9 protein-coding genes and 1 pseudogene are annotated in these 13,087 nt (G+C 71.4%); 4 read left to right on the top strand and 6 right to left on the bottom strand.

What is annotated here, in order from left to right:
- Positions 1 to 30 precede the first annotated feature (30 nt).
- On the bottom strand, positions 31 to 795 hold the full coding sequence (gene ddaH / locus ACLBXX_RS14515; RefSeq protein ID WP_447658583.1) for a dimethylargininase: 765 nt from the start codon (positions 793 to 795) through the stop codon (positions 31 to 33).
- A 166-nt stretch (positions 796 to 961) separates the two neighbouring features.
- Between ddaH and ACLBXX_RS14510 the strand changes: the two genes are divergently transcribed.
- Both ACLBXX_RS14510 and ACLBXX_RS14505 read left to right on the top strand, forming a co-directional pair.
- Positions 962 to 2,440, top strand: coding sequence for an APC family permease (locus ACLBXX_RS14510; protein WP_447658582.1), 1,479 nt, complete (start codon positions 962 to 964; stop codon positions 2,438 to 2,440).
- Positions 2,437 to 3,330, top strand: coding sequence for a universal stress protein (locus tag ACLBXX_RS14505; RefSeq protein ID WP_447658581.1), 894 nt, complete (start codon positions 2,437 to 2,439; stop codon positions 3,328 to 3,330). The genes ACLBXX_RS14510 and ACLBXX_RS14505 overlap by 4 nt, the downstream gene beginning before the upstream one ends.
- Positions 3,331 to 3,480: 150 nt before the next feature.
- On the opposite strand, the gene ACLBXX_RS14500 is transcribed toward ACLBXX_RS14505, so the two are convergent.
- Together ACLBXX_RS14500 and ACLBXX_RS14495 are read right to left on the bottom strand one after the other, a co-directional pair.
- The gene (locus ACLBXX_RS14500) at positions 3,481 to 5,292 is read right to left on the bottom strand and encodes a glycoside hydrolase family 3 protein (protein WP_447658580.1); all 1,812 of its coding nucleotides are present in this window, start codon (positions 5,290 to 5,292) and stop codon (positions 3,481 to 3,483) included.
- Complete coding sequence (locus tag ACLBXX_RS14495; protein ID WP_447658579.1) at positions 5,292 to 6,593, bottom strand: MFS transporter; 1,302 nt, start codon at positions 6,591 to 6,593, stop codon at positions 5,292 to 5,294. The genes ACLBXX_RS14500 and ACLBXX_RS14495 overlap by 1 nt, the downstream gene beginning before the upstream one ends.
- A 153-nt stretch (positions 6,594 to 6,746) precedes the next feature.
- Between ACLBXX_RS14495 and ACLBXX_RS14490 the strand changes: the two genes are divergently transcribed.
- Positions 6,747 to 8,018: a TetR/AcrR family transcriptional regulator gene (locus ACLBXX_RS14490; protein ID WP_447658578.1), complete on the top strand. Its 1,272-nt coding sequence runs from the start codon at positions 6,747 to 6,749 to the stop codon at positions 8,016 to 8,018.
- 4 nt (positions 8,019 to 8,022) lie between these two features.
- Here the strand turns inward: ACLBXX_RS14490 and recQ are convergent, their stop codons facing one another.
- Both recQ and ACLBXX_RS14480 read right to left on the bottom strand, forming a co-directional pair.
- Positions 8,023 to 9,912 (bottom strand): DNA helicase RecQ, encoded by a 1,890-nt coding sequence (recQ, locus tag ACLBXX_RS14485; protein WP_447658623.1) that lies wholly within the window; start codon positions 9,910 to 9,912, stop codon positions 8,023 to 8,025.
- Between the two features lie 316 nt (positions 9,913 to 10,228).
- Positions 10,229 to 10,765, bottom strand: coding sequence for a DUF1697 domain-containing protein (locus tag ACLBXX_RS14480; RefSeq protein ID WP_447658577.1), 537 nt, complete (start codon positions 10,763 to 10,765; stop codon positions 10,229 to 10,231).
- A gap of 242 nt (positions 10,766 to 11,007) precedes the next feature.
- On the opposite strand from ACLBXX_RS14480, the gene ACLBXX_RS14475 reads away from it, so the two are divergent.
- Positions 11,008 to 11,883, top strand: coding sequence for an SDR family oxidoreductase (locus ACLBXX_RS14475; RefSeq protein ID WP_447658576.1), 876 nt, complete (start codon positions 11,008 to 11,010; stop codon positions 11,881 to 11,883).
- 139 nt (positions 11,884 to 12,022) lie between these two features.
- Here the strand turns inward: ACLBXX_RS14475 and ACLBXX_RS14470 are convergent.
- Positions 12,023 to 13,087 (bottom strand): annotated as a pseudogene (locus ACLBXX_RS14470) (hypothetical protein); the annotation flags it as partial.

The following is a 13,087-nucleotide window of genomic DNA, read 5'->3' as shown; positions in this document are numbered from 1 at the left end:
CCCGCCTCCGTCAGCCTATGCGGGTCGCGCTCACTCGTCGCGGACCCGCACCGAGAGGCACGTCACGCAGCCCTCGAGCTTCTCGAACTCCGTGATCGGCGTGGTGATGACATCGAGCCCGCGTGACCGGTAGAGCTCGGCGGTCTCGGGAGCGTCGGCCGACATGAGCACGGTGGCGTCGTCGAGCACGACGACGGCGGTGCCGTGTTCCTCGGGCACCGCCAGGAAGTCGGGGTAGGCGGCCGGGTCGTCGACGAGCGGCTCGAACCCGACGACCGTCCCGTCGGGAAGCGCGGTCACGCCGCTCTTGAGGTGCAGCACCTTCGAGACAGGCACGCCGACGACGCTCCAGCCGCGCGGCGCGAGCAGGTCGCGCAGCTGGGTGATGCCTTCGTCGTTCGTGCGAAGCGTCCGCCCCACGTACACCGTGCGCCCGATCTTGAGCACGTCGCCGCCGTCGAGCGTGCCCGGCAGCTCGATCGCGCGATACGGGATGCCGGCACCCTCGAGTGCCGACCGCGTCGAGGCGATCTCGCCCCGGCGGGACTCCGCCCCCGGGCTCGTGAGCACCGCGAGGTCGCCGAACATGACGACGGCGTCCTCGATGAACACGCCGTCGGCGTGGTCGTCGGCCGGGGCGACTTCGACGACGTCCCAACCCCGCTGCCGGAACACGTCGACGTACGACTCCCACTGGCGCTGCGCGAGCGCGGCGTCGACCGGCACGCGCTCGATGTGGGTGAGCTCGCCCTCCGCGAGACGGGGCGATGGACGGCGGACGAGAAGGCGCGGCATGGGCGCAAGGCTACCGCCGCGACCCCGGGCGGCGGCATCCGTTCCCTTCTGACGTCTGTGATCCCAGACGCCGGCCGGGCGTGCAGGCCTATGCCCGATCCGCCCCGCGCACCAGACTGGGGGCACTCCGGGCGCTGTGGCCCGGCCACCCCGTGGGGAGTCCGACATGGCCGCACTCGGCGAACAGCTCTTTCGACGCAAGCCCATCGTCATCCAGCAGAAGCACCACAAGGGCGAGGAGCTCGCCCGGAACATCGGCACCTTCCAGCTCATGATGTTCGGCGTCGGCGCGACCGTCGGCACCGGCATCTTCTTCGTCCTGAGCGAGTCGATCCCCGAGGCCGGCCCCGCGGTGATCATCTCGTTCATCGTCGCCGCGATCTGCGCCGGCCTCTCGGCGCTGTGCTACGCCGAGCTCGCGTCGGCGATCCCCGTGAGCGGCTCCACCTACTCGTACACGTACCACGCGCTGGGCGAGATCTGGGCGGTGATCATCGCGGGGTGCGTGCTGCTCGAGTACGGCGTCGCCGTCTCGGCGGTCGCGGTGGGCTGGAGCGGCTACTTCAACGAACTGCTCGAGAACACGTTGGGATTCCGGCTGCCGGATGCCCTGTCGGTGTCGTTCATCCCCGGATCCGATGGCGCGGCGACCGGCGGCATCATCAACCTGCCGGCCGTCGTCCTCGTCGGCCTGTGCTGTCTGCTCCTCATCCGAGGGGTCGCCGAGTCGGCCACCGTGAACACGATCATGGTGCTGATCAAGCTCGGGGTGCTCGCCCTGTTCATCGTCCTCGGCTTCACCGCGTTCAACGCCGACCACTTCGAGAACTTCTTCGCGTTCGGCGCCGCCGGCATCAGCGCCGCGGCCGGGACCATCTTCTTCTCGTTCATCGGCCTCGACGCCGTCGCGACCGCCGGCGAGGAGGTGCGCAACCCGCAGAAGGCACTCCCCCGAGCGATCATCGGCGCCCTCATCATCGTCTCGACCGTCTACATCCTGGTCGCGATCGCGGGGCTCGCCGCCGAGCCGGTCGAGTTCTACTCCACCGAGGAGGCCGGCGAGGCGGGCCTCGCCCAGATCCTGGAGAACATCACGGGCAACCCGATCTGGGGCACGATCCTGGCGGCCGGCGCCGTCATCTCGATCTTCTCGGTGACGCTCGTCACGCTGTACGGGCAGACCCGCATCCTGTTCTCGATCTCTCGCGACGGGCTCGTCCCGCGGAAGTTCCTCCACGTCAACGCCAAGACGATGACGCCGATCTACAACACGGTCGTCGTCTCGACGATCGTCGCGATCATCGCCGGCTTCGTCCCGTCCGATTACCTGTGGGACACCGTCTCGATAGGCACGCTGATGGCGTTCAGCGTGGTCGCGCTCGCCGTCATCGTGCTGCGGCGCACGAAGCCCGATCTCGAGCGCCCCTTCCGCGTGCCGCTCTACCCCGTGGTGCCGATCCTCACCATCGCTGCGTGCGTCTACATCCTGTCGGGGCTGGCCGCCATCACCTGGGTGATCTTCGGCACCTGGATCGCGATCGTGCTGCTCTACTACTGGTTCTACGGCCGAAAGCACGCGACGCTGAACGACTACACCTCCCAGGAGCAGATCGCCGAGCCGATCCATCCCGAGGACGAGACGTGACGTACCTCGTCGGCTACGGCCCGCGAGGCGACGATCGCAGCGCGATCGAACTCGCGTTCCAGTTCGCCCGCTCGCATCCCGAGCCGGTCGTGGCGGTGTCGGTCGTGCCGCAGGGGTGGGGCACCCCGCTCGCCGGAGGTGTCGACCGCGAGTACGAGGAGTGGGCCGCGGGCGAAGGCCGGCTGAGCGCGGAGCTCGCCCTGTCGGACTTCGCCCACCACCCCGGGATCCCCGCCGAGGCGGTGTGGGTCGCCGGCAGATCGGCACCCGCGACGCTGATCGAGCAGGCCGTGGCGCGAGACGCGCGGATGATCGTGGTGGGATCCGCCGAGGAGGCGGAGCCCGGGCGCGTGCGGCTGACCTCGAAGACCGACCGCCTCGTCCACTCCTCGCCGCTGCCGGTGGCCATCGCTCCGCGCAGCTATCGCACGACGAGCGCGGTCACGAGGGTGACCGTGGGCTTCCGCGATGACGACGCGAGCTGGTCGCTGCTGAACCGCGTCGCGGAGTTCAGCAGGCTCGCGTCGGCGCGGATGCGCCTCGTGACGTTCCTCGTGAACCCGGCGCGCCGGCCCGTCACCACCGACATCAGCCACGCGCAGACGCAGGTCATCGAGCTGTGGGGCGTGCAGGCCGCCGCCGCGCAGCAGGAGGCGGCAGCGCATCTGAAGACGCTGGGATTCTCGGACGACGAGCTCGAGTACGGCATCGCCGCGGCCGGCGACTGGGGCACGGCGGTGTCGTCGGTCGGCTGGACCGAGGGCGACATCATGGTGGTCGGGTCGTCGTCGACGCACCGCCTGGCCCAGGTGTTCCTGGGCTCCAGCGCGTCGAAGATCCTGCGCAACGCCCCGGTGCCCGTCGTCGTCGTGCCCGGCGCCGGTGCGTAGCCCTGCACAGAATCTGAGACTCTCGGCGATACGCCTGGGTCGCGGCATGCCGAGCCCGCCTGTCGGGCACAGTCTCCGATTCTGTGCGCGGCGAAACGACGAACGGATGCTGCGCCGCGAGGTCGCGGCGCAGCATCCCCGTCTCAGCGGCTAGAGCGAGAGGCCGTGGCCGAAGCGGAACAGCGGGTCGGCGGTGTCGAAGGGCACGTCGGGGCGCGACGCCTCCACGGCCGCCATCGAGCTCGGCACGTCGAACGGCAGCTTGCCAGTCGCGGGGGATCCGCCGGTCAGCACGTCGAGCAGCGCGTCGGCGTTCGCACCCCAGTTCGCGGTGACCGCGCCCGCGGCCTCGACGATCGGGCCGAGGATCGCAGGGCGGTCGAGGAACACGTCCACGACCGTCGGCACGACCGACGACACCGCGCGCACGTGGGCGACGACGTCCTCGGGGAAGTCGAGCGACCCGGCGTGGAAGAAGTTCTCGAACATCGAGGCGCGCTGCTCGTAGGGTGCCTGCAGGCGCAGGATCGCAGCATCCGCTTCCTCCGGCGTCTCGACGATCTCGCCGTAGTGAGCCGCCGCCTCGGGCGCGATGCCCTCGACGTAGAGCTTCAGGCCGCGGCGCAGCGGCAGGACCGGCCCCTGAGCCTGTCGAGGGGCGTTCGACAGCACGGCGATCGAGGCGCGCTGCGCGGCCTCGCCCGCGGCGCGGAACTCCGCCGAGCCGACGATGGCGTCGGCCGCCTCGACGTCGACGTACGGGTTCTCGAACAGGCCCAGCTCGAACTTCTCGCGGAGCAGACGGCGGGCCGAGACGTCGAGGCGCTCCTCGCTCACGCGGCCGTCGCTCACGAGGCCGAGGAGCAGCGACGGGTCGTGCTCGCCGCCGAACTGGTCGGCGCCGGCGTCGAGGATCTTCACCATGCGCTCGGCGGGGGTCAGGTGCTCCACACCCCACGCGCGGGCGGCGAAGTCCGTGCCCATGATCGGCTGGTCGGTGACCAGGCCCCAGTCGGTGCAGACGATGCCGTCGAAGCCGAAGCGCTCGCGCAGCAGACCCGTGAGCACGCCCTTGTTGAAGCCGAAGCCGACCTCTTCGTACTCCGTGCCGACCGGCATGCCGTAGTACGGCATGATCTGGCGGCCGCCCGCGGCGAAGATCTCCTCGAAGGGCTTGAGGTGGTGCTCGAAGTTGTCACCGGGATAGACCTGCTCGCGGCCGTAGTCGAAGTGCGGGTCCTCGCCGTCCTTCTGCGGGCCGCCGCCCGGGAAGTGCTTGGTCATCGTGCTCACCGAGCCCGGGCCGAACGCGGAGCCCTGGAAGCCGCGCACGTACGCCGCGCCCAGCTCGCCGGCGAGAGCGGCGTCCTCGCCGAACGTCTGCAGCTGGCGCGCCCACCGCGACTCGGTCGCGAGGTCGACCTGCGGGTGCAGCGCCACGCGGATGCCGACGGCCGTGTACTCCTGGCGCGCGATGTCGCCGAAGCGCTGCACCAGGTCCGCGTCACGCGTCGCCGCGAGACCGAGGGGCTCGGGCCACTGCGAGAACGGACCGGCGAACATCGCGGCGCCCGGGTTGTCGCTGAACGAATGGCGCGGATCGGTCGAGATCGACACCGGGATGCCGAGACGAGTGGATGCCGCGAGCTCCTGCAGCTTGTTGTGCCAGGCCGCGATGTCACTGGCCTTGGGCGCGACGCCCAGCAGGTTGAAGTGGTTCATGTGGCGGCCGACCACGTACTCGCGGTTGGCCGGGATGCCGAACGCGGAGTCGCCCTCGGAGAGCTCGCCGCCCTCGCCCATGACGATCATCGTCTGGAAGAAGAGGCCGGCCTTCTCCTCCACCGTCATCTCGGCGAGGAGCAGCTCGACGCGCTCGTCGACGGGCAGGCTCGCGTCGAGCCAGGGCCGGTTCTCGGGTGCGGCGGGGGTCGCAGCATCCGTGGTCAGAATGTCGGTCATCACTTCACTCCCTTGATGCGGTAGACGAGCACGGCGCCGGCGAGGGACACGAGCGCGCCGAAGAGGTAGTACACGGTGTAGCCGCCGAGGGCGGTGGTCGCGCCGAGGGCGATGATGCCCGGGGCGATGGCGGGGGCGATCGACTGCGGCAGCGCGTTGGCGATGTTGAGCACGCCGAGGTCCTTCGCGGTGTCCTCGCGGTTGGGCAGCACCTCGGTCGCGAGGGCCAGGTCGACCGACATGAACGAGCCGGCGCCGAAGCCGATGATCGCCTGGGCGACGAGGACGACGGCGACGCTCGGTGCGAACGCGAGGGTCACGAGGCCGACGACCATGATGACGCCGGCGATCGCGACGAACGGGCGGCGCTTGCCGATCTTGTCGGAGAGCACGCCGCCGAGCGGGCCCGAGATGGCCATGGCGACCATCGACGCGAGGTTGGCGATGAGGATCGTGGTGATCGCGCTCTGCTCGTCGAGGCCGAACTTCTCGGTGAGGTAGAACGGCAGGAACGTCGCGATGCCCGCGTAGCCGAACATCACGAGGAACTTGGTGAGCCACGTCCAGCCGAAGTCCGGGTGCTTGGCGGGGTTGAAGACGAACGAGCCGAAGAACTGGCCGATCGTGAACCTCTGCGCGGGCTTGTGGTCGAGGCGGCGGTCCTTGAGGACCAGGACGAAGAGCACCGCGAGCACGGTGGCGATGGCCGCCGGCACGACGAAGCGGGCGAAGTCGTCCGACAGGAAGTTGACGAGGAACGAGCCGGCGAGGATGCCGAGCGGCGTGGTGAGGCCCACGATGCCCGACACCTTGCCGCGGCCGGTGACCGGCACCTGGTCGGGAAGCGTCGCGTTGGCCGCGGCGAGGACGGCGTTCATCGAGGTCTGCACGAGGCACCACGCGATGAGCACGACCCACACCGACTCCGCGATGCCGATGAGGGCGAAGCCGCCGAGACCGACGAGCGTGCCGCCGAGGATCCACGGGCGGCGCATGCCGAAGCGCGAGGTCGTGCGGTCGGACAGTCGGCCCGCGAGCGGGTTGGCGATGAGCGCGAACAGCGCGCCGACGCCCATGATGAGGCCGAGGTTGGCGGTGGCGGTGCCTTCGGGCGAGATGTGCTCGACCTTGAAGGCCATCGAGACGAGCACCGGGGTCAGCAGGGCGAGATAGACGCCGAAGTTCACCGCGGCGAGGCCGGGGGTGTAGCCCCGGGGAGTCTTCTCGGGCGTCGTGCCCGGGGCCTTGAAGCCGGTGGTGCCGGCGGCGGCAACCGTCGCGGCGGGCGACATCTCTGTCATCGGAGTCCTTTCTCGGGTGCGACGCGGTCGACTCCGACGCGCGTCCAGGCACGAGCGTACATGAAACCCGACCGTTTGGTAACTGAAATTCGACCGTGTGGTAATCGACGAGGATAGGATGGGCGCAGGCGAGCGCGGGGAGGCGGTGACGACGTGACGACGACCGCACCCGGCACCGTGCGCACCGCCCGCACCGAGCAGACCCGCGCCGCGATCGTCGCCGCGGCGCACGACGCGTTCGTCACCCGCGGGTACCGCGCCACGTCGCTCCGCGACATCGCGGCCGCCGCCGGCATCAGTCACCCCGGGCTGCTCCGGCACTACGCCACGAAGGACGAGGTGCTCGCCGCGGTCGTCGACCTCTTCGAGCGCGACAACGAGACCGAGATGCTCGAGCGGCTCGCGGCCGAAGACCCCGGCACGCTCGCCTACAGCGAGCTCGCCCGCCGCAACGAGACCGTGCCCGGATACCTGGCGCTCTTCGCCGCGCTCACGGGCGAGGCATCCACTCCCCGTCACCCCGCGCACGAGATCATGCGCGACCGATACGCGCGCCTCCGTGAGCTGTCGATCGACGCCATCGACGAGGCGATCACGCAGGACATCGTGGCGGCCGACCGCGACCCGGCGGGCGAGGCGGTGCGCATCGCCGCCGCGTGGGACGGGCTCCAGCTGCTCGCGCAGTACCTCCCCGAGCAGGTCGACATCGGCGAGACCCTCGAGACGTACGAGGCGTCGCTCGCCCTGCCCGTCGGCTGGCGCGACGCCGACGATCCCCCACCCGCCTCGACGGCGGCGCCGGTGCCCCCGATGCCCTCCTTCGCGTCAACGGATGCTGCGCCCTCGGGCTATCGCGTGGGCCGCGAGCGCCGCGCGCTCATCGTCGACGGCGCCACGGCGCTCTTCGCCGAGGAGGGCTACGGCGACACCAGCCTGCGCGACATCGCCGAGCGGGTCGGGGTGTCGAAGTCGACGCTGCTGCACTACTTCGCGTCGAAGGAGGAGCTGCTGAGCGCGGTGCTGAGTCACCGCGACCAGCAGATCGAGTCGCGCGCGGACTACGTTCCCGCCGACCGTGCGGTCGAGGAGCTGCGCGGCCTCCCTCGCGGCGCGACCGTCAACGCCGCGACGGCGCCGGGCCTCATCGAGGTCTACGCCGTGCTGTCGTGCGAGGCCGTGCCCGCCGACCATCCCGCGCACGCGTACTTCGAGGAGCGTTTCCGCGGTGTGGTGGATCACGTCGCCGCGCTGTTCCGCGCCGCCCAGGAGGACGGCGACCTGCCCTCCCACCGCGACCCCGAGTTCGAGGCTCTCTGGCTCACCGCGCTCTGGGACGGCCTGCAGTACCAGTGGCTCTACGACCGCTCGTCCGTTGATGTCGCGGCCGAGCTCACGGCGCACCTCGACGACGTGCTGCCCCGGTGACGGGTCAGGCGGCGGCGACCACCGCGAGCACGGCCTCGCCGTAGGCCTCGCGCTTCTTGGCGCCGATGCCAGAGACGCCGTCGAGGTCGGCGAGGCTCTCGGGCCGGCGCTCGGCGAGGGCGCGCAGGGTCGCGTCGCCGAACACGATGTACGCCGGCACGCCGAGCTCCTTCGCGACGCCGGCGCGCCACGCGCGGAGCGCCTCGAAGAGGCCCGCGTTCGCGGGGTCGAGCGTCTCGGGAGCGGTGGTCTTGCGCACGCGCGCGACGCCGCCGGAGCGGCCCATCACGTCGCGACGCAGCGGCACGGGCGTCTCGCCGCGCAGCACGCCGGTCGCGGACTCACCGAGCGCGAGCGTGCCGTACTCGCCGCGGGCGACGAGGATGCCGCGGGCCAGCAGCTGCCGGATGACACTGCGCCAGTCCTGATCGCTGAGATCGGCGCCGAGCCCGTACGTCGAGAGCTGGTCGTGGCCCTGCTGCCGGATGCGGTCGGTCGAAGCGCCGCGGAGGATGTCGACGAGGTGACCGGCGCCGAACGCCTGACCGCGCTCGCGCTGCAGGCGCACGATCGTCGAGAGGAGCTTCTGCGCGGGGACGAGCCCGTCCCACGTGTCGGGCGCCTCGAGGCAGGTGTCGCAGTTGCCGCACGGGCCGGAGAGTTCGCCGAAGTAGGCGAGCAGGTTCTGGCGGCGGCATCCGACCGTTTCGCAGAGACCGAGCATGGCGTCGAGGTGCTGGCCGAGCCGGGTCTTGAAGGCGCGGTCGCCCGGTGACTGGTCGATCATGCGGCGCTGCTGCACCACGTCGCCGAGTCCGTAGGCCATCCACGCGACGGATGCCTCGCCGTCACGGCCCGCTCGGCCGGTCTCCTGGTAGTAGCCCTCGACAGACTTCGGCAGGTCGATGTGCGCGACGAAACGGACGTCGGGCTTGTCGATGCCCATGCCGAAGGCGATCGTCGCGACCATGACGACGCCGTCCTCGCGGAGGAACCGGGACTGGTTCGCGGCACGCGTCTCGGCGGGAAGGCCCGCGTGGTACGGGAGCGCGTCGACGCCCTGCGCCGAGAGGAACTCGGCCGTCTGCTCCACGGACTTGCGGCTGAGCGCGTAGACGATGCCCGCCGCGCCGGATCCCTGTGACCGGATGAAGGCGACGAGCTGGCGCCGCGGGTCGGACTTGGCCTCGATGCGGTACTGGATGTTCGGCCGGTCGAAGCTCGAGACGAAGTGGCGCGCCTGCGGCAGCTGCAGGCGTTCGGTCATCTCGCGGTGCGTCGCGGGGGTCGCCGTCGCGGTGAGAGCCAGGCGCGGCACCCCGGGGAACCGCTCGGCGAGGGCGCCCAACGCCAGGTAGTCGGGGCGGAAGTCGTGGCCCCACTGCGACACGCAGTGCGCCTCGTCGATCGCGATGACGCTGAGCTGTCCGCGCGCGAGGAATCGCAGCGTCGCCTCGGTGTTGAGCCGCTCGGGGGCGACGTAGAGCAGGTCGAGCTCGCCCGCGAGGTACGCGCGCTCGACGGCCGCGCGCTCCGGCGGCGCCTGGGTCGAGTTGAGGTACGCGGCGCGCACGCCGTTGGCGACGAGCGCGTCGACCTGGTCGTGCATGAGGGCGATGAGCGGGCTCACGACGAGCCCCGTACCCGGGCGTGCGAGCGCCGGAACCTGGTAGCAGACGCTCTTGCCGCCACCCGTGGGCATCAGCACGACGGCGTCGCCGCCCGCGATGACATGATCGACGATCGCGCCCTGCTCACCGCGGAACGCGTCGTACCCGTACACCTCGCGCAGCACGGTGGCCGCGTCGGCGCCCGTGAAGTCCCGGGGAGGGCCGGCTCCCGCGAACGGGTCGATCGATGTCGAGCCGCCCGCCAGCGGATCGGGCGGAGGCATCCATCCGTCCTCCGGCGGCGCCCACGAATCGTCGGGCGGAGGAGCGAACTCGGGCTCCCACGCGAGGTCGGCGTACGGGTCGCCCTGGGGGATTGTCACCCGTCCCAGGGTAGCCGCGGGATCCGACGCGGTCCCCCGCGCGCCCTCCCCGGTGCACAACCCGAGCCGAACCCGTTTCCCCGGGTTGTGTGGAGGAGCCTCCCGGCATCCTCAATTGAGGATCAGGGCCGAGATGAGGAGCGGCGCGCCGGAGTCGGGTCCGCATTCCGGCTCCGGTCCTCAATTGAGGAGACGGTGAAGCCACGACACCGCGCGCTCAGCACCACTTGTCGGCGAGGGTCGCGATGACGTTGAGGTTGCGGTTGGTCGCGACGCCGAGCAGCTTCGCCGCGCGGAGCGGATCGACGTTGCCGGCCTGGTACCCCGGCCCGAGCAGGGCGTGCGCCGCGCGTCCGCTGACGACCATGCTCCCGGCATCCGTCGCCAACTCCGTGATGCGCGCCACGGTCTCTTTCGGCAGCTCGTCCTTGAGCAGATAGACGTAGTGCCGCTCGAGCCCCGGGTTCTCCTCGCCCAGAGCCGCCGCTTCAGCGGCGATCGCCTTCAGCTCGGCGGTCGTGAACACCATCGTCGGAACCTCGAACCCGCGATCCGCGGCGAACGCGTCCTCGAGCGCCTTTTCGATCTTCGCCCGCGAGCGCATCGGCGTCGTGAACCGCACGTTGCCGGTGTTGATGTGCGTCTCGACGTCGGTGAACCCGATCCCCTCGACCACCCGCACGATGTCGGCCTTCGGGAACTTCCGGTTCGCCCCGAGGTTGATCGCCCGGAGGAACGCCACGTAGGTCGGCATGACGCCATCATTGCCGACAACGCCGCTTCCCGTGCGCGACCGCTGCAGTTTCCGGCGAGTGCGGCGTCGCGCGACGCCGCAGTCGCAGGAAAGAGCAGCAGCTGCCGAGCTCCGGGTCGGGCGATCCGCTAGCCTCGTCGCATGCAATGCCTGTGACCCCGTCTCCGTCACCACGCCGGCCGACGAATCCGTCGGACGCAGAATCATGGATGCCGCGTGCTGGCGTCCTCGAAAGGCATCGCATGTTCCCCTCCTCGTCGTCCCTGCCGCTCGCCGGCAAGACCGCCCTCGTCACCGGCGTCTCGCGCCGTCGCGGCATCGGCTTCGCCGTCGCCACCCGGTTCGCGCGCCTCGGCGCCGACGTCTTCCTCCACCACTACCGCCCGCACGACACCCGCCTGCCGTGGGGCGGCGACGACCTCGACGCCGTGCGCGAGGGTCTGCGTGCGGAGCTCGCGCCGGGCGCGCAGCTCGGCGACATCAGCGCGGACCTGCGGGACGCAGCATCCGTCCCCCTCGTCATCGAGGCCGCGCGGGCGTTGACCGGGCGGCTCGACATCCTGGTGTGCAACCACGCGCAGTCGGGCGACGACGGTTCGATCCTCGACATGACGGCCGAGCGGCTGGACGCCTTCTGGCAGACCAACACGCGGTCGACGCTGCTGCTGACGCGCGAGTTCGCGGCACTGCACGCGGGCGACGGCCCCGCCGCGAGACCGGGCGAGCGCGTCGAGCGGCGGGGGCCGTTCTCCGAGCCGACCGGGCGCGTGTTCTGGATGACGTCGGGCCAGATCCACGGCCCGATGCGCGGTGAGGTCGCCTACGCGGCGAGCAAGGCGGCGCTCGCGGGCGTCACGAAGACGGTGGCGGCCGAGCTGCTCGACCTCGGCATCATCCTCAACACGATCGATCCGGGGCCGGTCAACACCGGCTATCTCGACCCCGAGACGACCGATCGGCCGCTCGATGAGATCGCGGAATGGATGCGGTCGACGCCGTTCGGCCGCTACGGCGAGCCCGCCGATCCCGCGCGACTCATCGGCTGGCTCGCGACGCCCGACGGTGCATGGGTCGTGGGCCAGGTGCTGTCGACCGACGGCGGGCTCGGGCTCGGCTGACGCGAGAGCTGGGGTGGCACGACACGCGGAGTGGACGGACCGATGCCGCGTGTCATGACTCCCGAGCGGCCGCGTCGGCTGCGAAGGCGGGAGACGGATGCTGCGGCACCCGTCTCCCGCCTTCGCGAGTCCGACCCGCTCAGGCCAGCGCTGCCTCCGCGCCGGCGACCCGTGCGCGGTGGCTGACGCGGTGGCCGATCCAGAGCCCGAGGGCGATGAGCCCGGCGAGTGCGAGTCCGAGCATCCAGGGCAGCACGTTCGGGGTCGTCGCCGCGGTCGCCGCGGCCAGCGTGTCGGAGCCGTCGGCGACCTGGCCGCTGCCGTCGGCGAGCGCGGTCGCACCCGCGGCGAGTGTGTCGCTGCCGTCCGCGAGCTGCTGCGACCCCGCGGCCAGTGTGCCGGCGCCCTCGGCGAGCGCGGTGGCCCCTGTCGACAGGTCCGTGGCGCCGGACGACAGCGCGTCCGTTCCGGCCGCGAGCGTCGCCGCACCCTCGGAGAGCGTCGTCGCCCCGCCGCTCAGGTTCTGCGACCCCGCGTCGAGGCGGGCGACACCACTCACGAGCGACTGGGTGCCGGCCGCGAGCGCGGCCGCGCCGTTGCGCACCTGCTCGGTCCCGGCGCTCAGCGACTGCGCGTTCGCGGCGAGGAAGGGCGCACCCTTCGCAGGGTCGGCGAGCCCGGCGGTTCCGGGCCATCCCTTGGCCTGGTCGCCGTGGACGAGCGCATTCAGCCCGCCGGCGAGCTGCTGCGCGCCGCCCGAGGCATCGATGACGCCGGCCGCCAGCAGCGGAGCCGCGCCCGCGGCGCCGGCGATGCCGTCCACCTGCTTGTCGAGCCCGGTGGCGAGGGCACTGAGCTGCTGCATCTGCTCGGTGGGGCTCGCCGCGGCGAGCGCCGCAAGCGCGTCGGCGAGCTTCTGCGAGTTCACCGGGGCGCCTGCAGCGGCTCCCTGGATCAGTTCTTTTCCGGCGGCCAGCGCCTTCACGTCGTCGGTGACCGCCGGAGAGAGCTTGTCGCGCATCGTGGTCGCTCCCGCCAGGAGGTCGCCGGAGATCTTGTGCGCCGCGCCGACGCCCGTCGCGAGGGTCTGCGCGCCGGCCGCCAGCCGCGCCGCGCCGTCCGCGGCCTGGCTCGCGCCGGCGGCGAGGCTCGTGGCCCCCGCGGCCGCGGAGCGCGTGCCCGTGCCGAGCGTGCCGACTCCGTT

Source organism: Microbacterium sp. C23T, from assembly GCF_053345975.1.
Note: the sequence above shows the minus strand (reverse complement) of the source record. Positions and strands in the feature narration are given on the sequence as shown.